We start from the raw sequence: 22,742 nt of genomic DNA, 5'->3' as shown, positions 1-22,742 counted from the left end.
GCCCTAAATCCTACTAAAGTATTGTTTCCTATTGAATCAGTAGCAAGTTCTTGACATAAACTATCGAGAACTATACCCCCTGGGGTTTTTGAGGAGAAACTCGGTTTCTCCTCTTACTGGATGTATGATCTACACCTACTTTTTATTTATAAATAATTGTATATTTATTCACTTACTTTTGCACCCTTTGTACGGTTACATTTCCAACAAAGTGTTTGTAAATTTTCTTCTGTAGACATACCACCTTTTGAAATTGGCATGATATGGTCAATTTCTAGCAATAAATTTCTTTCATCATTTGTAGATAACCCACATTTTTGACAAGTATAATTATCTCTTTGTTTTATTTTTTCTCTTAACTTTGAAGTCATTAATGCTCTTTGACCTGCTGCACTTTTCTTGAACTTAACAAGTTCTGATAGATATTCTACAAAATTATTTAGATTATTTATATCTAATTTAATATCACAACTAGTTGACTTATTTCCACCAGGACTCACATATCGAAATGTGTAAGTAGGGAAATATAATGTACTAAAATCAATTTCTTTAAAACCTAACTTTAGCATAAACTTCTTCATGCTAAACGTTCTAATAAGAGATGGAATATCATTTTTAATAGATTCTTTTATCTTTTCGAGTTCATTACTAAGTAATAATTTTCCTTCTTCTGCGGCAGAAAAATTATTTAAAACATTCTCAAAACTTTCTAATGATTCTTCATTTAGTTTTATATTAAAATACTTACATAAATATTTAAATGGTTGTTGTTCTGCATTTTTACATACACTTGCAGAACATTCATGAATGAATTCTGATTTTTTTGCTTTTAATTGCTCTTTTCTTTTAAAATTATATCTACTTGCATCATTTAATTCTGCAGTTCCATAGTTAATTTTTTTTACATCTGAATAAGTTTCTTTAAGTTCTTCAATATGATCATTCAAATCATTGCAACTTAAAATATAATCATTTAAATCTTGCTTTAGTTTGTTGAATTTTTCCCCTTTATAATATACATTTTCATAAACTTTCCAAGCTATAAATAGTATTAGAATTATAACAAAAAACATTTTTTACCTCTTCCCTTCGTTTTATTATACGTTTTCTACTATATCATTGTATTACAATAGTAAGAACTGCCCCTAGGGGCATCATAATCAAGTCATTGCAATGACTTGGCTTTCTATGTATGCTCTTAGTATTTAAAAATTGAAAATCTTTTAAATTATCCCCTATAGAACTTTATTGCAATGTTTCCAACAGTTTGTGTTGCAGTCCAATCAAATGCAAACCCTACTGGAGCACCTACGAGAGGAACCATTTTCATAAAACTTGTCATAGATTTTTCCCCAGCTTTAGTGATAATTTTTTGCCCAACAACCTTCCATATTTTAACCATAATATCTCTGGTTATATATTTGTCCACTGCCTTTTTAGTGATACCCTTGGATACTTCGATGCCAAATCGTTTGAGAGCTTCTTTTGCAGAATCTCCAGCTAAAATTATATATAAATCTGTTTTTAAATCTGTCGTCTCTTTTGTATGACCGTAAATATACGCAATGGAAAATGCCATTGATGCCTGAACTCTCCATGAACAGACTAAATCAACAGGAATGGCCACCGGTAAAGTAATAAGTCCACCAAGGCCTGTGATACCCCCGATGAGACCATTTTTTATGGATTTACGATGTAATACTTTTTTTGCTAATTCATCACAACTAATCCCTGTATTCTGTTCACGCAATTTGTTTACATAAGATTCTATCGTAGCAGAATCTGTGGATATTACATAATCCATAACAGTTTCTAGAGCATTTTGTAATTCATCTTTAGATGGCAATGCTATGTTTTTCATATTTAATTCTCTCCCTAAATTAATATCTATATATATAATACCAAAAGTATTTCTGTTTCACATTATATAACCACTGTTCACCAAATCTGCTCTATAAATTTGAATTTACAAGGACGATTTAATTCAATAGTTATGAGAATAAAAATCTAGAATCGGGACTCCTTGAGATATCAAATAATTTCCTATACCACTTTCTATATCTGATCTATTTAATCCATCTTGAATATTATTCAATGAAAAAATTAATACCTCGCTATCATCCCATTCTAGATCTAAAGACTGAATGATAAGACCTGCCGTAGTATTGTTTTTAGCATAATCAGTAAAAGATATATCACAACCTGTTCCGATAACACTTATATAGTTGTCATTTGTAAATTTTATCCAAACAATGTCTTCTTTATTTTCTTTATTTATTTTTGAATAGTCTATTCTTCGCTTTTCTGTTTTCTTTGGTTTAATAACTGGGTCAACAGATTTTTCCATACCTATAGAATATAAGAAGTCATTAACATATTTTATAATGTCTTCTCTCTCAACTACAGGCAACTTATGTTGTTCTTTAGCCTTTTCAATTCTAAAGTTGAATTTTCCATTTAGATTATCCGTCGATACAGTTCTATTTTTTATTGAAGGCATAATCCACTTCAAGTATTCTTTATTGTCCATAATATATTAATACTCCTACACAAATTCTAATTTGTCCATTTCATTATTTTTAAGTTTATACTTATTCAGCTATATTTTCCAATAACTTACTAAAATAATTATAGCACAAGCAAATAGTCTTTTAATATCATTAGCTTGTATTATAAAATTCTTTTAATTTTGAGGCTTCATAGATACACTTCACCACCATATATCCAAAAGACTTAGACCTTACATTACAAGATCTAAGCCTTTTCATTACAAACCTAACCTATTACCCCTTCTTTTCTCAGCACATACTTCACCTGCTCCCTACTCAAATCATATCTCACTCTCAATCTATCTATATTTTTGCCATTATACTCCCCAACAATCCTTCTATTCCTATCTCCCATAATCATTTTATTATACACTGGTAGCAAGTTCTTGACATAACGTCAAGAACTGCACCCCCGGGGGAAATTCTGAGACACGCAGTGGCTCAGTTGCTAACAATAAGAACTTTGCAACTTCTGGTACTGTCATTATATCTTTCATCTATATACCTCCCTCTAATATATTGTCCACGTTTTCCACGTTTTCAGTAATTTCCACACTAAATAATTATAAAAAAAGAGCCCTTTTATCTGGCTCAATTAAATAAGTGTAACTAAAAAATATCTGCTTATATTCAAAATTTGTTTATAACAACAATCTCTTTTATTTATACATTTGGATTTATTAGTTTGAATGTTACTTAACAATTTATAAATAATCTATACCTTACTTATTTCCTTTAATATTTAACATAGGTTTCAATTTTTGTATTAAGTGATTCTCTAATTCATATCTACCAAAATTTATAATTTCAGTCCTTATAGAACAATTTTCTAAAAATTTATTAACTTTTAAGTCTTCATCTGGTGCTAAGTACATTTTTTTATCTTTTTTTGCTTGTGTATTTAATCCCAACTCTTTTTTAGTCTTTAACTCAAACCCTAATATTTCTGTTGCTATATGTCTTCTTAAAGCCGAAAATCTTGTATCACTACTATGTGTCTTATACCTATCAAGAACACTTGAGCTTTCTCCTATATAAATTAACCCATGACTTTCACTTTCAACATAATAAATACCAGGACCAATTTGAACTTGAGCATCATACCATCTATAAGGCTTGTTCTTTAAAAATTGTTTTTCTCCTTGCAGAAGTACACTTTCAAAATTACTTTGAATCCAATTCCAATTCCCCTCATCTATTCTTCCATCATACAATGTTCTTTTTCCTAACTGAAATTTATTTAGCTTCGTCTCTAAGTTAACTATACCGAATTCCTCAATTTCCTTTGTTCCTATTAGTGTTTTAATTATTTGAACATCAAAATTGTTAATATCTAATCTTTCATTTATCTCTTTGGTTTTGTGCTTTCTTAGATAATTTTTATAAAAAGTCGAACTACTCTTTCTAAATTGTTGTTTTATTCTTTTCTTAATATTTTGTGCTTCTCCGATATAATAAGGTGCATCTGCTGAAGATATTAAGTAATTACCAGAATAAGATGGAAAATCTGACTTTATACTATACTTTGTTGAATTTCTTAATAATTCAATTCCTTCAGCAAGTATCATACTTGAATTTTCTTGACAAAAACTCCACTCATTCTTTACACAAACAATGTTTTCTTCTATCATACTCTATCCTCCTTTGTATTATTGTAAATATAGCAAGTTCTTGACATAAACTGTTAGCAAGTTCTTGACATAAACGTCAAGAACTGCACCCCCGGGGGAAATTCTGAGACACGCAGTGGCTCAGTTGCTATACCTTACAACAATATTTATTAAATCGCTTTCCTAATTAATCCATTAACTCTTTAAGCTATTTATATAAAAATATTAATGATAGAAATTATCAACACAACTCCTAAGCCAATATAAATATTTTTTAAATTCTTATTGTAGGCTTCCTCCATTGAGTTCATCCTCTTATTCAAATTTTCTATGATTTCATCCTTGTTTGTATCTTGATTTGATAAAATTTCCTCTTTTAAATTATTTAAAGATTTATCTAACTTATCGTTGTAATCACTTTTATTTATTTCTATCTGATTTTTCAAACTTGATACTACTTTATATAATTCATCAATATTATTATTTGTATTTCTGATATCTTCTTTAAATAATTTATCATTCTCATTTAACTCTCTTAAGCTAGCAACGATATTAATAATATCATTGGACAAGTTAATTGTATTACTATTTAATTTATCAATATGTAATCTTATATTTTCTAGTTTTTCTTCATGATTTGTATTTTCTAAATTATTTTTTATATTTTTGCTAGCATCTTTTAGATATGATTTAGCTTTGTCCATATCATCAAATACCTTTTCATATTTTAAGCTTGTATTGCTTACTTTTGCATAAAGATTATCTATTTGTGTATATAAATCTATTGCAGAGTTAAGTTCTTCACTTTGTTTTTCTAGTTGATCTATCACTTCTACTAATTTTCTAGCTTCTGACATTGTATCCTCCCCAATATGTTCTTTAATCTTTCGTTATTTTCTTCAATCATTAGTTTTAAGCTATGATTATCTTCTAAAGCTTCGTGTATCTTTAGTTTATCTTTATAATTATCACATAATATTTTACTTAAATGCATTTTGTTTTCTTTAGTTAAGCTATCACCTATTTTTAAACAAAAATCTAAAATTTCATTTCTGCTGTAATCATCATATTCACAAATCTGATTAAAAGCTGATTCAAACCTTTGTTTCCCATCTACATTAGTAAATTCATCACATATCAATCTAGTAATTCCACTTATAAAGTTTAGTCCCGTATTATATCTATAACTTTCTAAAAATCTTCCTAGAGTTCCTTTTATATTTTCTATGTGAATTTTACTTTGAGTCTCTTTTTTAGGTGTTAATATATCAAACCAGTTATGATATTCTGTAGGATTCTCTGCAATATAGTCTAATAAGTATGTATCATCGTCAAATTTAAAATGATTTTCAATTACCTTTTTAAAAGACTCTCCATCTGTAAAATTTCTACATGTATCAGATATATTTTTTATAGATTGTCTTCTTGTATAAACAATATTATCATAAACCCAAATTAATAATGCTCTAACTTGTCTTTCTATTTCATCAAAATTTTCATCTTCTAGAACTTGTTTCATTTGTAAATTCGTTTTGTTATGCTTAAAACTATTTGTAGAATATAAGCTTGTATAGTCAAATTCCTTGTTATATTTATGTATATAATCCTCTATAGCTTTTTTTATCTTATCTATATCAAAATCATCAAATAATACTTCAAGTATTCCTTTATTACTGTCCCATTTTTCTACAGTCCAGTCATATACTACTCCCATTACACTTAATCTGTAAATAGCCTTTTGTACATCTGATAAATTAAATCCTAGTTTTTTACATGAACTTTTTTTGTAACACCAGGAAATGCATAATTATCATATACAGACTTAATTACATTAAACTCATGTTCAATTCCCTTATTATTACTTAACCACAAGAAAAAATTATTCAGGACATCCTTTTGCTCATCATAAGATAAATCTTGCTGTATATATCTTAATTCTTCTACAGGAGTATCTAAGCTAAAGAATTTGTCGATGATATTTTCATCTACAATTTCCGATTCATACAAAACAAAACAATCAGCTTTATTTTTATCTCTACCAGCTCTTCCTGCTTCTTGGTATAAAGATTCCAAAGACATAGGGATACCAAAGTGAATAGTATATCTTACGTTTTGTTTATCTATTCCCATACCAAAAGCCTTTGTTGCTACTAATAATGGTATTTTGTTATTCTTAAAATCTTCTTGCACTGTATTTTTATGTTTAGTATAAGCTTTAGTATCCATTATAGGTTTGCGATATTTTTCAGGTGATTTACCAGAATAGTAGTTGGAATTAACTCTAAATTTATTATTAATTTCTTGAGATATTTGATAACATCCTCGTTTTCCATTTACATTGGGTGTAAATATAATTCCTGCGTTTGTTTTTTCACCGTTTAAATCAAATATATTATTTTTATCATTCAACTCTTTTAATGTATCAAAAAGAATCTTTTTCTTTTCTTTATCTATTTCATTACATCTTATTACTTTAAAATCCAACTCTTCTCTTGTAAAAGAAGTTAAAGTTTTAATATTATAACTATCTATTTCAAATTCTTTTTTTATATCATTTAATACAAAGTTTGATGCTGTAGCTGTTAGTCCTAACAACCTTGCTGATGGAGTATAATTTCTAATAGTTCTTACTAAATTTAAATATGAAGTTCTAAAATCATGTCCCCATTCTGACAAACAATGTACTTCATCTATAACCGCTAATCCTACAGTACTATACAGATTCAAATCCTCCAACGATTGCCTAAATACTTTACTTTGGAATCTTTCTGGTGATATAAATATAAATTGATACTTTTCATTTGAAAAAGAGTTTATTATCTCTGCTTTTTCTTCTCCATCCTTATCTCCTGTAATACTAGCCACATTACTTATATAAACTTTTTTTAAATTTTCCTCTTGATCATATATAAGAGATTTTATAGGACAAACGACAAAACTTATACATGGTTGTAATAAAGCTACTAATTGATAACAAATAGATTTCCCCGAACCTGTTGGTAAAATGCCGACTGTATCCTCTCCTTGCAATGAATTAATTATGATTGGTAACTGACCATCTCTAAATTTATCGTATCCAAATATACTTTTTAGTAAAAACTCTAGAGCTTCTACACATTTTCTATTTTCTTTATCAACTTCATAACAAATAGAATCTGTTGCACTAACTTTAAAATAGTTTATCCTATCAAAATAATCCCCTCTTATATATATTACTTTTTTGTTTATTTCATTTTCATCAGTATATCTTTTGTTAATACTAAAATCTATATTTATATAATCTTGATAGTATACAAAATCTTCAACTCTTCTACTCTCTATAAGATTAAGCTTAGGTCTTTTAAACTCTATATTATTTAAAATACATAAATTTTTAAACCATACAAATAAATCTTCTATAGCTAATTCAATGAATCCATATATATCTCTCTGCAAAATATTAATTTTCCACTCTTTATCATCTAAATTAATTTTCCCTTTTTGAAGAAGAGATAATAAAGCCAACTGAATTCTTATAATTGCACATGCTTTTAATGGTTTCATCTCATTTTCATCATAATCATCTATATTTCTTACATTCTTATAAATCATTAAAACGCTTTCATATTTACTAATATGATTTAATATTTCATGGATTTTTTCATTAAAATGTTTGTTCTTATCGTAAATATCTTTTGTTTTTATTCTAATAGTTTTAATTCCTTGCTCTGCTAAATAATTGTCCCTTTGCATATCTTGGTATTTTTGTATATGTTCCTCATGATGGTATCCATCAATTTCTATAACCAACTTACATCTATGTAAATAAAAATCTACCTTTTGATAAATAAATTCTGGATCTTCTTTTTCAACTATATCCTTAATCTCAACTTCTGGTTTTATTAACTTTTGAACAAAAGCATACTCTCCAAAGTATATAGGAATTAATTCTTCAAAAAATACCTTTGCTGGATAGTTATAATTTTCAGAGTCACCTTTTATAGTATTTATCCATCTTGGTGTTTCATCATCTATAAGACCAAAATACTTCACTTTATTTAAATCAATATCGCCTAATTTCTCAGTTAAATAACTGGACATTCTTGTTGGACATCCTCTTTGAAGTATATTTTTTAATACACATATTAATGGATAAAATTTGTTATTTATGTTGTCTTTGCCTTCTATATTTTGTATAACAAAGTTATAATTTGTATATGAATAGGCAGCTGTATATTTCTCCATATTTCCCCCTATTTCCTCTTTAAATACATTTTTCTATATTTATATAGTATCATAAAAAATTATCTAAACTGCTTTTACATATATTTTTATCATGATTTTAGTTATAGTAACTATTTATATACTTAATAATATTCGCAAAAAAATAAAAGCTAGATATACTAGCTTTTATTTCTATATTCAACTAATCTCTCTATCTATACCGTGTCTTTATACCTATAAGTTACTGTAATTTGCTCCCCATCAACATTTTTTACAGTGAATAATTTACCATTGGTTTAAATTATATCCCTTTTTCTACACATTTAATTTTTTACCTTGTACTCTTAGCAAGTCAAGGCATTACAGTGACTTGCTAACTTTGTTTTGATTTTACAAATCATATTTATCTATAAAATCATTTATATTATTTTCATCTATACCTTTAAAAGTATTTATGCTATATTCTGATGTTACAATAAAATTATCATCATACTCTTGTTCCAAAATCAAATCTATCAAAACATCAATATCTTCTCCGTTATATTTATAGATCATTAGCCCATCTTCAACAAATCTATAAACTTTATTCTCTTTAATTACTATATGATTAACTAATCCACCACCAACATTTATATTAAATCTTATTATTTTCAAATCTGTACACTTCCTTTTATTTTTTATCTTGTAACTTAATTAAATTAATTATTTCGTATTTTTTAATAGATTTATTTCCAACTTGTAAAAAATAAAAGCTAGTCTATTTACTGACTAACTTTTACTCTATTTTTCTAATACATCTTTAATTATTAAATAATCTCTTGATCTAATACTATACTCTCCTCAAATTCCTCAACTTTATTTAAATAATCAACAATAGATAGCCCTACAGCTTTTCCTAATTTTACAGGAACTGCATTACCTATTTGTTTATAAACTTGACTCATTGACCCTGAGAACATCCACTCATCAGGGAAGCTTTGAATTCTAGCATATTCTCTCGTTGTAAAAGGCCTAGTTTCATCTGGATGGCATCTTTCAGTTTGTTTTTGAGCAGGGCTACAAGTTACAGTTAAGCATGGTTCATCCCAGCTTATTCTTCTCGCCATACCTCTCTTACCTCCACCACTATAATAACTTTTACCCATATAATCTTTTGCTATTTCTTCAGGTAAGTCTATCCAGCACCCTCCTGGAGGAACTAAGTCTAATACTTGTTTCTTTTTATCTGGATATTTTGCACCTTCTGACTGTGGAACATCCTTAAGAGCATCTCTTAAAGTTGGAATATGATCAAAAGGTTTTGGGAATTTAAAATCTATTTCTTCTGATAAATCTTTTCTTGTTCCTATTATTATAACTCTCTCTCTCTTTTGAGCTACGTCATAGTTTATAGCTTTTAAAATTTCGTATCTTACATTGTAACCCATATCTGTAAATACATCTATCATAGTTTGAAGTGTTTTTCCATTATCGTGAGATACAAGACCTCTTACATTTTCAGCAAGAAATACCTTTGGCTTTAGATCCTCAAGAATTTTTGCATAGTAATAGAACATAGTTCCTCTAACATCCTCTAGTCCTAGCTTCTTACCTGCATAACTAAAGGCTTGGCATGGATATCCTCCAGACAATAAATCAACTTCTACATCCTTATCTATATAATTTCTTATTCCATTTTCAGCAATTTCAACTACATCACCTTGAATTACATTCCAATCTGGTCTATTGAGTCTTAAAGTATCACAAGCATACTTGTCCCACTCAATTAGGCCTACATCTTCAAATCCTGCTTCTTCAAGTCCAAGAGCTAACCCTCCTGCACCTGCAAATAACTCCACACATGTATATTGTCTATTGGCTACAACATTTTTAATATCTATATGTTTTTCGCAGTTATTTAGAATATAATTTTCATTTTCTTCCCAAACTTCTTCCACTACATGAATAGTTTCTTTTGCTTTATAAAAATCTATAAATTTTATTTGTTCTTCTTCTATATCTTCAATTGTCATAATTTCATCAAATCCTATATCTAATATTTCACACATTTTTTCTACATTACTTTTTATAGGAGTAAATTTATCTGATAAGATTACTGATAATTGATTTTTAGTTATTCCCATGTTTAATGCTAGTTCTGTTTGACTTTTTATATTCTTTTCGTACATTATTTTCTTTAATTTGTTCTTATCAATACTTATTTTTTTCATAAATTCACCTCCATATTAAAATACCCCAAAAAAGTTAAGAAAATACATTAACTTTTATATTTATATATTATCACAATAACTATAAAAGTGTAAATAATAATAAATTATTAAACTTTATTATATTTTTAACTGTATGTATATAAATTTGATACAAAAGCTTTATTATAATAATATGTGTTGTATAATAAAATTAATATACAGAGAGGGGGATTTTATGACTGAGCAAGAAAAACAAGAAATTTTAGACAAAGCAAAAGATTTTTTTACGAATACTTTAGTTGCTAATCATAAAAAAAATACTGAAAAACTAAAACTTAAATCATTTAATATTAATCCTTTTTTAATTAAGTATTTATCCAATTTTATGAGTGGTTCAAGTAATCCAGAAGATATAGCTAAAGCACTAGTATATCCAAGGGTTTTAGGTACTTCAATAAATACTTCCTTTGGTACTAATCTACAAAAATTCTGCACCTCAACTTTAGAAGGTTTTTCTTCTACAACTTCAGGTATTGATATAGAATTCATAGATTATACTGACGGTCGCAAAAAATATTGCCAAATTAAAGCTGGACCTAACACTATAAATAAGGATGATGTTAAGACTATAGTTGATCATTTTGGTGCTGTAAAAAGACTTGCTAGAACCAATGGATTGTCTCTTAATTATGATGATTTGATTGTTGGAGTATTTTATGGAGCAAAAAATGAACTTAATGCTCATTATAAGAAGATTGATGAAGAATATCCAGTAATTGTTGGTCAGGATTTTTGGTATAGACTTACTGGTGATGAAAATTTCTATTATGATTTAATTGATACTATCGCAGAATCTGCACTAGATGAAGATTGTACTGCTTTATTAGATGATACTATTAAAAAGTTAACTGAAGAAATTAAAAATGACCCGTCATTATGTAACCACTAAAAAACTGTAGCTAGATTATATAAATCTGGCTACAGTTTTTTAGCATAAATATCTTAATCATATATACGAATTTAAAAAACCTAAATTGCTATCACTATTTAAATCCCCTATAATTAATGCTCTATCAAGTAAAACATTAAACTCCTCACAGCTAGTTTCTGGTAATAATGTACAGCTATGACAAGCTGCTAAATTTTGACTTTTCCTTCCTTGTCCCTTACTATTAATACATACTGGGTCATAAGAACACCACTTAGCCCTTTTTATAGCATTTATAAATATTTTAGGTAAAATATCTGTTCTTCCTTGTTTAACCAGTCCTCCAAGGCTACCCTCAGAATCGCTATCAGCAGTGTATATAAGTATACCATTCATTATATCTTTTTCTCCAGGCATATCGCAGTATAATCTTTCTCTTAATGAAGTTATTGAATACCCACACTCAAAACTTAATTCTTTAATCAGTAAATGAGCTAGCGTATGTAACATTATAAATTTAGGAGATATTTCTCTTTTGGTTTCATCTCTTTTTTCTTTGTTATAGTTTTTATTCAGCTTACTTGCTCTATCTAGTGCTTCTTTATTATTTTCAAGCCACTTATCGATAGCTACTGAATCTACCTCTATAAATATTCCTTCTCCTCTAACTTCATAAGCTGGATACCATTTTTCATCTTTTGGTCTTACATTAATAATATTATTACTTTGATTAAGTATTTCATTTCCCATTATATAATTATCCGGTGGACTCAGCCTTGTAAAACCTACTAATGCTCTTACTTCTCTAAGTCTTTTTACTAAAGTTACACTAGCAATTTCTTTAATATTATAATTAACACCTGCTATTTTTTCTATTTTAAAATCTTTGGTGTTAAAAGATTCAGGTTCTATTTTCCCTGTAAGTGCATTATATTCTTCCAATCTATATGAATTTCTATCTCTAGTAATTTTATTATTATCTTTACAAATTTTTCTTCTTACTATTGAATCTACTAAATCTATATTATTTGTTTTATTTATTTCATTTGCAATAGACTTTATATAGTCTTCTAAATCTTCCTCTATAAATTGTTCTAATCTTTCTTTTTTTTCTTTCTTTTCTTTATTACTTAATAATGCTTTATATTCATCACTATTTTCTATTAATGTATTTAGTTCATTTGAATAAGGTGGAATAACTATAGAGGTTTCTATCTTTGGAAAGTATATATTCGATGCATTCCTAAGGACAGACTTTGGATATAAATCACAGTCTTCTTTATCTAGACCTTTCCACTGTAATTTTCCCTTACATTTAAATACTTCTCTATAACTATCTCTTATTTTATAAGATTTTTCAAATACATCTTGATTGAAAGCATCCTCCAATGAGTTTTTAGCCCCGCATTTACACTTTACTATAAAAGATTCTAACCCTAAACTACTAGAACCTGATACTACCTCTAGTTCTGGTTTATTACATTTTTTCCCTTCGTGCATATGAGTCCATTCTATCCAAGGAAAATCATCTATATGTCCTTTTTCACATGCAACTAATATGGATGGTGCAACTAAATTTACATTTCCACATTTAGGGTTACTACATTTAGGTATTCTCATAAAATCATCACCTTTTTTAGGTAATTTTTTATAATCCTTTTGCCACTCATCCAAAGTTTTAAAAGTTTTGCAATTAGGACAATAATACCATTTGGGAAATCTTACAAATGGAACTCCCTTATTATTATTTTCTGAATCATCTTTATATAGCCTAAAACTATCAACTCCTAATATACTTTCCAATCTTTCGTCATGAATATGATTATAGCATGTCCACTGTTTAACATCAGCTACCATAAGTGGTTGATCTGCAAAGTCTACTATTCCACCAGGTCCATAGGTAGTAATTAATTGTGATAGTCTTATTTTATATGAATTATATTTATTTCCCGTTGGTTCTCTTTTTACATTACTCATGCTCTTCCCCCTCAAATAATATAATATCTACTGTAGATTGACTATCCACATTTCTCATAGAAGTTAATATATTAATATCTGTACTGTTATAATTTGAATTATTATATGGTATTAAAAGGCTAGGCTTTTCTTTCATATCATAATATAATGTATCATGTTTTTCTATTTTAGTTTCCCACATTAAACTAATATGTTTTAGATAATCTTTTATTTCACTTAACTGTTGTTCTATATTTTCAGTACTTTCATTTTCTCTTGTTAATAGAGTCCTAACTCTATTAACAATTTTATCAATTTGTCTAATAACATTCTCATCACTCATATTAAATTCCATTACACTTTTATTATCATTTAATCCCACTATATGTCTTACAATAGCAATAAAAACAGATTGCAACATTCTTTTAACTGCAGGATCAGAAAAAGAAGTAACGCTTGTAGGTTCTACATATTTATAAAATGATTGGTGGTAATCGTAAAAATTTTCATAATGAGATCTATCTCTTGACCTAGATGGATTATACAAAGTAAATATAATTCCTGGGTGTCTTCTACCAACCCTACTTGTTGCCTGTATGTATTCTGATGTTAATTTAGGTTGTTGAAATACCATCATTAGATTTAATCTAGATATATCCACACCTACAGATATCATATTAGATGATAATAGTACATCTATTGGATATATTTTCTTTTCTTTATCTATATCATTAATCCCAATTTCCAAATTTTTCAATGTGTTATTAATATCATTTGAACTTCTCCTACTTGTAAGCTCGGCTATATTATATAGTTTTCTAGGATATTTTCTATATAATAATCTCTTTGCTACTGTATCAATATTTTGTTGAATATCTGCGCCGATTAAACTCCTTGTCATTCCTAGTTCTTTTAAAGTATTAAAATATCCCACTAATGTCCAATACTCACTTTTTATTTCATCTTTTATATCTAGCATATTTATTCTATTTGTAAGAGCTGACATTAATCTTACTTGTGCTGTAGTTAATGTTTTTCCACTAGGCATAATGCCTACATAAAATCTACCTGGATTACTTTTATCTTCTTTAGTAAAAAATGAGTCATCTTCCGTTATACCAGAAGGTGGGAATTGCTTTACATCTCTTACATATAATTGATTGCATTGTTCTTTAGCTCGTCTTATTGTCGCAGTTGATGCTATTATTTTAGGCTTTATTCCCTTTTCACTGCATAACATATCTACAGCAGTTTCATATTCTCCAACTATACTTCCAAGAGGACCTGATATTAGATGCAACTCATCTTGTATTATTAATTCAGGCGATTTATTCTTGTTATCAGTATCCAATGCAAATAAATTTCTAGATTCACCTTTCCAAGTTATTTGTGCAAATTTATCTACTGTTCCAAATAATAGTGTTGGTGGATTTTCATAAATATACTCATCTACTACTTCAATTGGTAACTTTTTTTTCTTGCCAAATGGACATTTTTGATCTGTACAGAAAATATCATGTGATTTACCTTCAAAACGATATCCCCATTTCCCTAAATATTTACCATTATGCTTTATTTTTTCAAGCTTCGTACCACACCATGGGCACTTTAAAACTTGAAAACTATTTTCTTTATTAGTGTTATATTTATCTGTTAATTCTTCATATTTCTTTTTAGCCTGCTCTTTTGTGTTAGGCGTTTGAGCACTACCTATCCATATACCTATAGTTATTTTATCTTTTCCTAAAAGTTTTTCATTTTGCCTTCTAATTAACTCACAAGCACAAATCAAAATACTAGCTCTAGTAAATTGCTGTGCTGCTAGAAGTCTTAAGGTATATCTCATTATTACAGTAGTTCCATTATCTTTATTATTATCTATTCTTCTTAAAAAAATAGTAAATGCAGTAAGACCAAGATATGCTTCTGTCTTACCTCCACCAGTTGGCACCCATATTAAATCCACTATATCTCTATCGCTACAATTAGGATCTACTATGGATTCTAAGCACATTAATATGTAAGCTAACTGAAACGCTCTCCATACTCCTTTGTCATAACTTTCATCTTTGAAATTCATATCCTTAAAAGGATGTACTTCATCATCTGGAAATCTCTCTTTATATTCCTCTACAATATTTGATTGAATTCTTTGCATAAATAGTGCTCTATTCATTAATCCAAATGCTAAAAATGCATTTTTGTTTTCTTCTAATATTTCTATTCCTTTATTTATTCTACTTGAACATACTTCACATTCATGTATATGTTTTAAGGCTGCTTTTTTTAATACTCCGTCAAAGTTTTTAGATTCTACTTTTAAATCTTCAATCCAGTCATTATATAAAGTTAAAATATATCTCAAATTTGTCATAATCTCATCTTTGCTAAAAGAAGAATAATCACTTAAATTTTTCATTGATAAGATTTTATCAGAGTTCTCTTTAGATATTTTATCTAACTTAAAATCTATACCTTTAACTTCATAATATGGAATGAAACTAGTTTTTATCTTCCCTAATCCAGTATGCTGATTTACATCCTGCATAGTAGATACACCATGACCTATGGCATAATTTTTTTTATTTCTATATAATAATTCTAGAGATTCTTCCTCTTCATCAAGCTCTAATTCAACATTTACAATATGATTATCTCTGTTTTCTACAAATATTAGATTTTGATTATCATCTGTTGATATTAGTATTTCTGGTTGGAATATAGATTTTGTATCACGATTATAATCACCTTTATATTCTTCATTATTACAAAGAACAACTGTATAACTTCTTATATTATTTTTATAATTTCTTATAAAAACACATATTTGTAATTTATAGTTTATTTCTACATCGCATATTGTTTTAAATGTATTTTCAATATCTAAAATATTATAGCTATTATTTAGTTTAATTTTAATTATATCCTGTAGTGGTAGTGGTTCTCTGACAAATCCTTCTTTTTTACTATTCTTATTATTAATTTTGCATTGTCTTGATAAGGCATAAACTACACTCATAAAATGCTTATATTCACTAGAATTATTTTCTTCATTTGAATACATTTTTATTGTTTTATAAGATAGTGGTTCCTTTAGTTTTAGATTTTCTTCATTTCTATAAATATAATTGGATAGTTCATTATCTTTAAAATAGTCTTCTCCCTCATACTTAACGCAACAATCTTCAAGAATACTTTTTCTGTACTTTGAACATTTTATTCTTATTGCTAGCTCATCTACTTCTCCTTTTGCAAAAAACGTTATTCCCATTGATGAAGGCTTTAACTCATTTGCCATGCTTATTTTATCATCAATATCAGAATCTTCATCATATTGTGAATTAGTATTGTTAGCTAGATTTTCATGAAAAGTTTTATTTTCATTATTATCTGAAAAATCATTTTGATCATTTCTAGAATCTTCATTAGTTTCTACATCTAGGCTGCTATTTGTGTCCTGTTTATTTATATCTTCTCTTGGAAATAATATTCCCAATGAATATCTTGATATTGGATCATCTGTTATGAGTTCATGCTCTATATCACCTGTTATATCTTCAGATCCAGGGCCTAAAAGTTCTTTTTTTACTTCCGCATATATCATACTTCTGGCTTCTATAAACTCTTTTTTGATTGAATTCATATTATTTGTCCCCCTGCAAAATATATTTTTCTCCTAATAAACAATTAAACTGTTTGTCTAATATTACTTTATCTAAATCAACAATTTCTTCCACTTCAACTATATCCACATAATCGTCTAAATCATCAAATATATCTATCATTAGCTTAATAACTTCATTATCTGTACTTTCCTCCATACCACTTCGTAGAGTATGCTTAAATATACTTTTAAATTTACTTCTAAATTTTCTTATTACTTCTGATGAATTATATATACTCTCCCACTCATTTAACAACTTATTATCCATTGTAATTTTCCCCATTACTTTATATACTTCTTTTTCTCTAGGACCTATAATTTTATTTTCTGTCCATTGTTTTATTGCTGGTGGTACTTTTTCTATATTGTGATGACTAAGCTCTACAGACAATAAAGTATAATCATTTTCATACTTCTGTGCGTACTCTTTTACAATATTTTTGAAATAATTTACATTTTCAAAATCTTTATTATATTGCTTTCTAAATATATTACTATTAATTATTTTTTCGAACATTAAGTCTATATCTTCATCACTTTTATCATTAGTAAAAATTATTTTATCATTAATTTTTAGGCAATCAACATTTTTCACTGCATATCCACCATGAATATCTATGCAACATGCTTTATAATTTTTAGTCAAATATGCAAATTGATTATTTGAAAATACTATTTTTTTATAAGCTTTCATATCATAATCATAAGTATCATAATAATAAATGCTATTATTATCAAATTTTTTATCTAATATATCTTTAGTTTTATCGAAAAAGTCATAATAGTACTCACTATCTATTTCTTCATATTTAAAACTTTTGTCATTAATTATATTTTCATCATCCTTAAAATAATCTACCTGATTATAATTTGTATCATAATTCTTTTCATTTTCTTTGAGTATTATTTCATTAAGCTTATACTTAATCAAATCCACATACTTACGTTCAAATTTATGATTTATTTTGTTATTTTCATATATGAGAAATAGGCTTTTATTTAGATTTCTAGCTAAACTATTATATTTAATTGCTTCTGTATAGTATAAAATATTCGTAGTTTCATTATTATTATATAAGTTGAATTGATTTATAAATTTATTATCATAAAAAGATGTAAAGATAAGTTTTGCATTTTTTAAGTCTACAGGTCTTAAGTTTTTTAATATGTGAGCCGATTTATATTTTATTTTATTATTATTTTGCATAAATTTAAGTTCAGAGCTGTTATTTAATATAATAGTTGAATTCTTATGCGAGATGCTTTCTAATAAACTTAGCTTGGGATTATTATTGTATAACTCACTATATAGTTCTTTTAAATTTGCACATATATATGCTAACTCATTATAAATAGAGCTATACTCAAAAGTATTTTCTGTAATTTTTTTAGCTATGTTTATACATTCATTTAATATATCTCTTCCTTCTAGTTCACAAATTGGAATACATAATAATTGATATATTTTTAATGCTTTAAATGTATTTTTTATAAATTTTTCTTTCTGAAAAAAATCAATATCCAAATTCAATAATTTAATTAATTGTTTTTTTGTAAGATATAATAGGCTATTTATTTTTATTGAGTCAGCTAAAATATTATTAACTTTATTTTTCTTTAAATTTTGTTCTTCTAGAGCGTAAACTTGTACATCATTTTCAATTAATTTATTTATTGTATAAGTGTTATTATACGTATTGTAAAATATAATTTTATTAAGCTGCTCTTCTTCTAAAGTATAATCTTCTATTATGGAGAGTGATTTATGATAAGCTTGTTCACCTAAAAATATTAGTTTATTACAGTCTTCATTTTTTTCTAGTAGTGAATCTGCCACATCAAACCTTGATGTAAATAAAAATATTGGTTTTGAATGAAATTTATTTCCTTTAATATTTATATAATTTTCATAATCACTATAATATCTTGATGGGAATACTCTAGAAAACTCATATTTTTCTCTCTCAACTTCAATAGTCAAATTCGATAAAATTTCCTCCATATATTTTCTACTTTTAAATACTACTATTATTTGTTGATTTAAAATTCCACTTAATTCTTCAAGGTCTTGATGAAGCAACTTAGAAATTAAATTTTTACTATTTTCATCATTTTTATTTTTTTCCATCTTATCTAATTTATCTGATTCACCAAAATATCGAGATATTTTGCAAGCCTCACTTTTATTTATTTTTATCATTCCATTTTTAGTTTCTAATACTATTTTTTCATGACCTTTATAATATCCACTATTAATTATTTCACACTTTATATATTTATACTTTTTCCCTTCATAAATAACTAGTTGATTATTTTCTAAATTGGACAGTATGCAATTATTATGATTTTTCAAATCTTCCAAGTATGTATTAATTGCACACATAACTAATAAGCAAATATCTACTCCTATTTTCTCACTAGTAACTAATACGTTATTTTTATAATCAGAATTCAATATATTACTTTGAAATATATCATACACTTGTTCTATGTCATCTATAAAATATGATAAATTTTTTTCATGCACATATATTTTTGATTTTAAGATTGAAAGTACCTTATTTTTCACCAAACATTACCCCTTTTAAATTATTATAGAACGTCTTAGCAAGTTCTTGACATCGTCTGTTCCCCCTGACATCATGATCAATACATTAACATGACTTAATACGCTACTTTCCTAGATGGATGTTCTTTAATTCCAGTTAATAAACATATATAATATCTAATTAATTATATACTTTTTTTATGTCATTTTTTGTAAATTCATCTGTGTTTACATCTATTTATCTACCACTTAGCAAGCTCTTGATATAATTTGTCAACAACTACACCCCCTAGCATCATAGTCAAAACACTACAACACCTTTACGATATAACTACTTGTAGTGTTTTAATAAAAATAGCCTTAGCCATTAAAATCAATGACTAAAGCCATAAACAGCATCATTTATTTGTGATACACTTCACCATCATATATCCAAAAAGACCTAGACCTTGCATCACAAGATCTAAGCCTTTTCATCACAAATCTAACCTATTACCCCTTCTTTTCTCAGCACATACTTCACCTGCTCCTTACTCAAATCATACCTCACCCTCAATCTATCCATATTTTTTCCATTATACTCCCTGACAATCCTTCTATTCCTATCCCCCATAATCATTTTATTATACACAGGTATGTATATGGAGCTGCCTCCATACATTTTGCAAATTTGTAAAAAGTTTTCTATTCCTACTATGTCTGCCATTGTATGTAAATTATAAGGTATATCTTCCATTACTACACTCATAATTGCCCCTCCAAATTTCTATTTTATATTTTGTGCTTATGTGTTGTGCTTTAATGCAAAATTTCCTATACGCGCGCGCATACACATAGGCGCCTATTTTTTCTATATTTTTTATAATAATTAATTAAATGCATTTCTATATAGAAACACTAAGCACAAAGCTAGTTAAAATACTGTCCCTTACTAATTCTTAGCCTGTGCTTAAACTTGAACTTATGCTTGTGCTTACACTGTAAATTGCAATATATATTTGTATAAAAAGAGGAAAATAATTATGTACAAAAAATATACTTTTAAGAATTACCTGAAGAAGAACTATCTAAATAATTAAGTTTAGACTTTAACCTATATGATGGACCTTTTATAGAAATAATATGAGAATGATGAAGTAACCTATCTAAAATAGCATTAGCTATAGCTGGAGATCCAAAGATTTCACTCCATTTTGAAAAATTAGAATTAGTAGTTATTATAGTACAATGTTTTTCATATCTTCTTGAAATTAGCTGAAAAAACAGATTGGCAGCATCAGTATCTATTGGCAAATATCCAATTTCATCAATAATTAAAACTTTGTATTTTGAAAAATGTTTAAGCCTAGCGTCTAATCTATTCTCAGCTAACGCCCTTTTAAGCTGTTGAATCAATTCTTGAAAAGGTATAAAATATGTAGAGTATCTATTTGTGGCACTTTTGATTCCAATGGAGGTAGCAAGATGTGTCTTGCCAACTCCGGATGTTCCTACAAATAATATATTTTCATTATTCTCTATGAATCTAAGCGTAGCTAAATCTAAAATTTCTTGTTTATTTACTGCTGGTTGAAATGTGAAATCAAAGTCTTCTAGAGTTTTAATAAATGGAAAGTTTGCAACTTTTACACAAGCTGTTTTAGCTCTTTCTTGTTTGGAGTTTATTTCTAGATTGCTTAATTCATAAAGTGCATCTACTAAACTTTTTTCATGACTATTAATCATTTCAATATACTTATCTAAATTAAGTTTTATATTATTTAGTGACAATTCTTCAAGATTATTAAGTAGTTTTACATAATTACTCATATTCTCCTCCATTAACATTAAGTAAATAATCTAGTTGGTTTAAATTATCCCTTGCAATATCATCAATGTCGTTAGAATTTTTTATATACGGAGATATTAATTCTTTATAATGCTCTTCATTATAATTCATTTTTTTATTTGTTATGTCATGAATAGCTATTAAATCTGTGCTAAAATATATATGTAACTTGTTATCAATAACTTTCAAAGTTACAGTTTTATTTATATATTTGCTAGGGACGGAATACTTGCTATTCTTGTAATTTATCAGAGAATCTTTATGAACGTTGGCGGTCAACCTTTGGTTTATATATGATTCAATTATTGAATTACTAGGTAAAGGCTGTAAGTATTCCTTTTCTTTTTGAAATAAAAGTATAGGCGGTAGCCCTGTTGTCTGGTTTGCTGATTGATTTACTTTTTTATTTATATTTTTTAATATTTGAATTAAATCTTCTTCAGTTTCAAATTCATAATTATATGCAAGTAACCATTCAATAAACTTATTTGCTGACTCTACTTTTCCCTTCGTATAAGAATGGCGGGGCTTACAAAGGCTAATATTAAAACCAAAGTCTGAAGCGAATGCTTTCATTTTATTATTAATTTTTCTTTTATTACCCGTAATATCAACAACTGTACTCATATTATCAAATAAAAGTTCTGAAGGGATACCTCCGGTAGCTTTAAATGATGATATTAGGCACTCAAATACATCTTGCTGAGTTTTTGTATTTCTATATTCAAAATGGCAGTATCTAGAATTTCCAAGTTTATAGTTAAATACATTTATTATAAATTCTTCATTATTTTTTGATACTAATTTTAAATCTTCTTTCCAATCTACTTGCGCTTGTTTTCCAGGTGGAGTTTCAAATCTAGGATGTCCTTTTATTTTTTTAGTTGGTTTTAAATTTTTTGATTTGATATATTTGATAAAATTTGAATAAGATCCAATGTCATAATTCTTGTCTAAAAAATATTCGTATACAGCCTTTGCTGTAATTCCTTTTATTGAAAGTTTTAATTTGATTTCTTCTAAGTATTGATCTAATTTGCTAGATTTATTTCTAGTTTGTGGTTTACCTTCATATCCATCATAGTATTTTTTCACTGTTCTTCTATCAATTCCATGCTCTCTGGCTAATTCAGAGTAATTTGGTTTAAAATTCATTGATTTAATTATATTAATTTGTCCTATTAAATTTAAAATCATGGCTATCCCTCCCGGGATAAGGATAGCAGAAATTTGTATAATTTTGTACATTTTTATATTCCATTTTATG

At 27.2% G+C, this 22,742-nt stretch carries 18 protein-coding genes; 1 reads left to right on the top strand and 17 read right to left on the bottom strand.

The window, feature by feature from the left end; translation table 11 throughout:
- Window positions 1-164: 164 nt before the first annotated feature.
- From TVTCOM_RS07360 to dcm, 11 genes are all read right to left on the bottom strand, one after another.
- Window positions 165-1,073 carry an HNH endonuclease gene (locus tag TVTCOM_RS07360; RefSeq protein WP_434799196.1) on the bottom strand — a complete coding sequence of 303 codons (909 nt, stop codon included), beginning with the start codon at window positions 1,071-1,073 and terminating at the stop codon, window positions 165-167.
- A 155-nt stretch (window positions 1,074-1,228) separates the two neighbouring features.
- The gene (locus TVTCOM_RS07355) at window positions 1,229-1,861 is read right to left on the bottom strand and encodes an EcsC family protein (protein ID WP_434799195.1); all 633 of its coding nucleotides are present in this window, start codon (window positions 1,859-1,861) and stop codon (window positions 1,229-1,231) included.
- 123 nt (window positions 1,862-1,984) lie between these two features.
- The gene (locus TVTCOM_RS07350) at window positions 1,985-2,530 is read right to left on the bottom strand and encodes a hypothetical protein (RefSeq protein ID WP_434799194.1); all 546 of its coding nucleotides are present in this window, start codon (window positions 2,528-2,530) and stop codon (window positions 1,985-1,987) included.
- A 245-nt stretch (window positions 2,531-2,775) separates the two neighbouring features.
- The gene (locus TVTCOM_RS07345; RefSeq protein ID WP_434799193.1) at window positions 2,776-2,904 is read right to left on the bottom strand and encodes a hypothetical protein; all 129 of its coding nucleotides are present in this window, start codon (window positions 2,902-2,904) and stop codon (window positions 2,776-2,778) included.
- A 10-nt stretch (window positions 2,905-2,914) separates the two neighbouring features.
- Window positions 2,915-3,046: a hypothetical protein gene (locus TVTCOM_RS07340; protein ID WP_434799192.1), complete on the bottom strand. Its 132-nt coding sequence runs from the start codon at window positions 3,044-3,046 to the stop codon at window positions 2,915-2,917.
- Window positions 3,047-3,271: 225 nt separating this feature from the next.
- Window positions 3,272-4,180 carry a GIY-YIG nuclease family protein gene (locus tag TVTCOM_RS07335; protein ID WP_434799191.1) on the bottom strand — a complete coding sequence of 303 codons (909 nt, stop codon included), beginning with the start codon at window positions 4,178-4,180 and terminating at the stop codon, window positions 3,272-3,274.
- A 191-nt stretch (window positions 4,181-4,371) separates the two neighbouring features.
- A complete protein-coding gene (locus tag TVTCOM_RS07330) occupies window positions 4,372-5,016 on the bottom strand; it encodes a hypothetical protein (protein ID WP_434799190.1) in 645 nt (214 codons plus the stop codon).
- Window positions 4,995-5,873: a hypothetical protein gene (locus TVTCOM_RS07325; protein WP_434799189.1), complete on the bottom strand. Its 879-nt coding sequence runs from the start codon at window positions 5,871-5,873 to the stop codon at window positions 4,995-4,997. Before TVTCOM_RS07325 ends, TVTCOM_RS07330 begins: the two co-directional genes overlap by 22 nt.
- Before the next feature lie 47 nt (window positions 5,874-5,920).
- A complete protein-coding gene (locus TVTCOM_RS07320) occupies window positions 5,921-8,383 on the bottom strand; it encodes a RecQ family ATP-dependent DNA helicase (protein ID WP_434799188.1) in 2,463 nt (820 codons plus the stop codon).
- Window positions 8,384-8,752: 369 nt separating this feature from the next.
- Entirely contained in the window at window positions 8,753-9,016 is a 264-nt protein-coding gene (locus tag TVTCOM_RS07315; RefSeq protein ID WP_434799187.1) for a hypothetical protein, read from the bottom strand.
- A gap of 152 nt (window positions 9,017-9,168) precedes the next feature.
- The gene (gene dcm / locus TVTCOM_RS07310) at window positions 9,169-10,572 is read right to left on the bottom strand and encodes a DNA (cytosine-5-)-methyltransferase (protein WP_434799186.1); all 1,404 of its coding nucleotides are present in this window, start codon (window positions 10,570-10,572) and stop codon (window positions 9,169-9,171) included.
- Window positions 10,573-10,786: 214 nt separating this feature from the next.
- Between dcm and TVTCOM_RS07305 the strand changes: the two genes are divergently transcribed.
- Complete coding sequence (locus TVTCOM_RS07305) at window positions 10,787-11,500, top strand: PmeII family type II restriction endonuclease (protein ID WP_434799185.1); 714 nt, start codon at window positions 10,787-10,789, stop codon at window positions 11,498-11,500.
- Window positions 11,501-11,557: 57 nt separating this feature from the next.
- Here the strand turns inward: TVTCOM_RS07305 and drmB are convergent, their stop codons facing one another.
- The 6 genes from drmB to istA all read right to left on the bottom strand — a co-directional run bounded on the left by drmB (window position 11,558) and on the right by istA (window position 22,669).
- Window positions 11,558-13,456, bottom strand: coding sequence for a DrmB family protein (gene drmB, locus TVTCOM_RS07300; RefSeq protein WP_434799184.1), 1,899 nt, complete (start codon window positions 13,454-13,456; stop codon window positions 11,558-11,560).
- Window positions 13,449-17,078: a helicase-related protein gene (locus TVTCOM_RS07295; protein ID WP_434799183.1), complete on the bottom strand. Its 3,630-nt coding sequence runs from the start codon at window positions 17,076-17,078 to the stop codon at window positions 13,449-13,451. The genes drmB and TVTCOM_RS07295 overlap by 8 nt, the downstream gene beginning before the upstream one ends.
- 1 nt (window position 17,079) lies before the next feature.
- Window positions 17,080-19,668 carry a DrmE family protein gene (locus tag TVTCOM_RS07290; protein WP_434799182.1) on the bottom strand — a complete coding sequence of 863 codons (2,589 nt, stop codon included), beginning with the start codon at window positions 19,666-19,668 and terminating at the stop codon, window positions 17,080-17,082.
- A 463-nt stretch (window positions 19,669-20,131) separates the two neighbouring features.
- Window positions 20,132-20,395 carry a Mor transcription activator family protein gene (locus tag TVTCOM_RS07285; RefSeq protein ID WP_434799181.1) on the bottom strand — a complete coding sequence of 88 codons (264 nt, stop codon included), beginning with the start codon at window positions 20,393-20,395 and terminating at the stop codon, window positions 20,132-20,134.
- 293 nt (window positions 20,396-20,688) lie between these two features.
- Entirely contained in the window at window positions 20,689-21,456 is a 768-nt protein-coding gene (gene istB / locus TVTCOM_RS07280) for an IS21-like element helper ATPase IstB (protein ID WP_316719004.1), read from the bottom strand.
- On the bottom strand, window positions 21,449-22,669 hold the full coding sequence (istA, locus tag TVTCOM_RS07275; RefSeq protein ID WP_434799708.1) for an IS21 family transposase: 1,221 nt from the start codon (window positions 22,667-22,669) through the stop codon (window positions 21,449-21,451). The genes istB and istA overlap by 8 nt, the downstream gene beginning before the upstream one ends.
- Between the last annotated feature and the right edge of the window lie 73 nt (window positions 22,670-22,742).

The organism is Terrisporobacter vanillatitrophus, assembly GCF_051148895.1.
Lineage (GTDB): Bacteria > Bacillota > Clostridia > Peptostreptococcales > Peptostreptococcaceae > Terrisporobacter > Terrisporobacter vanillatitrophus.
The sequence above is the reverse complement of the archived record's forward strand: the minus strand, read 5'-3'. Positions and strand labels throughout refer to the sequence as shown.

Coding starts and splice junctions, on each gene's coding strand:
- TVTCOM_RS07360 (WP_434799196.1), bottom strand. CDS start 1,073: ATGTTTTTTGTTATAATTCTAATACTATTTATAGCTTGGAAAGTTTAT.
- TVTCOM_RS07355 (WP_434799195.1), bottom strand. CDS start 1,861: ATGAAAAACATAGCATTGCCATCTAAAGATGAATTACAAAATGCTCTA.
- TVTCOM_RS07350 (WP_434799194.1), bottom strand. CDS start 2,530: ATGGACAATAAAGAATACTTGAAGTGGATTATGCCTTCAATAAAAAAT.
- TVTCOM_RS07345 (WP_434799193.1), bottom strand. CDS start 2,904: ATGGGAGATAGGAATAGAAGGATTGTTGGGGAGTATAATGGCAAAAAT.
- TVTCOM_RS07340 (WP_434799192.1), bottom strand. CDS start 3,046: ATGAAAGATATAATGACAGTACCAGAAGTTGCAAAGTTCTTATTGTTA.
- TVTCOM_RS07335 (WP_434799191.1), bottom strand. CDS start 4,180: ATGATAGAAGAAAACATTGTTTGTGTAAAGAATGAGTGGAGTTTTTGT.
- TVTCOM_RS07330 (WP_434799190.1), bottom strand. CDS start 5,016: ATGTCAGAAGCTAGAAAATTAGTAGAAGTGATAGATCAACTAGAAAAA.
- TVTCOM_RS07325 (WP_434799189.1), bottom strand. CDS start 5,873: ATGGGAGTAGTATATGACTGGACTGTAGAAAAATGGGACAGTAATAAA.
- TVTCOM_RS07320 (WP_434799188.1), bottom strand. CDS start 8,383: ATGGAGAAATATACAGCTGCCTATTCATATACAAATTATAACTTTGTT.
- dcm (WP_434799186.1), bottom strand. CDS start 10,572: ATGAAAAAAATAAGTATTGATAAGAACAAATTAAAGAAAATAATGTAC.
- TVTCOM_RS07305 (WP_434799185.1), top strand. CDS start 10,787: ATGACTGAGCAAGAAAAACAAGAAATTTTAGACAAAGCAAAAGATTTT.
- drmB (WP_434799184.1), bottom strand. CDS start 13,456: ATGAGTAATGTAAAAAGAGAACCAACGGGAAATAAATATAATTCATAT.
- TVTCOM_RS07295 (WP_434799183.1), bottom strand. CDS start 17,078: ATGAATTCAATCAAAAAAGAGTTTATAGAAGCCAGAAGTATGATATAT.
- TVTCOM_RS07285 (WP_434799181.1), bottom strand. CDS start 20,395: ATGAGTGTAGTAATGGAAGATATACCTTATAATTTACATACAATGGCA.
- istB (WP_316719004.1), bottom strand. CDS start 21,456: ATGAGTAATTATGTAAAACTACTTAATAATCTTGAAGAATTGTCACTA.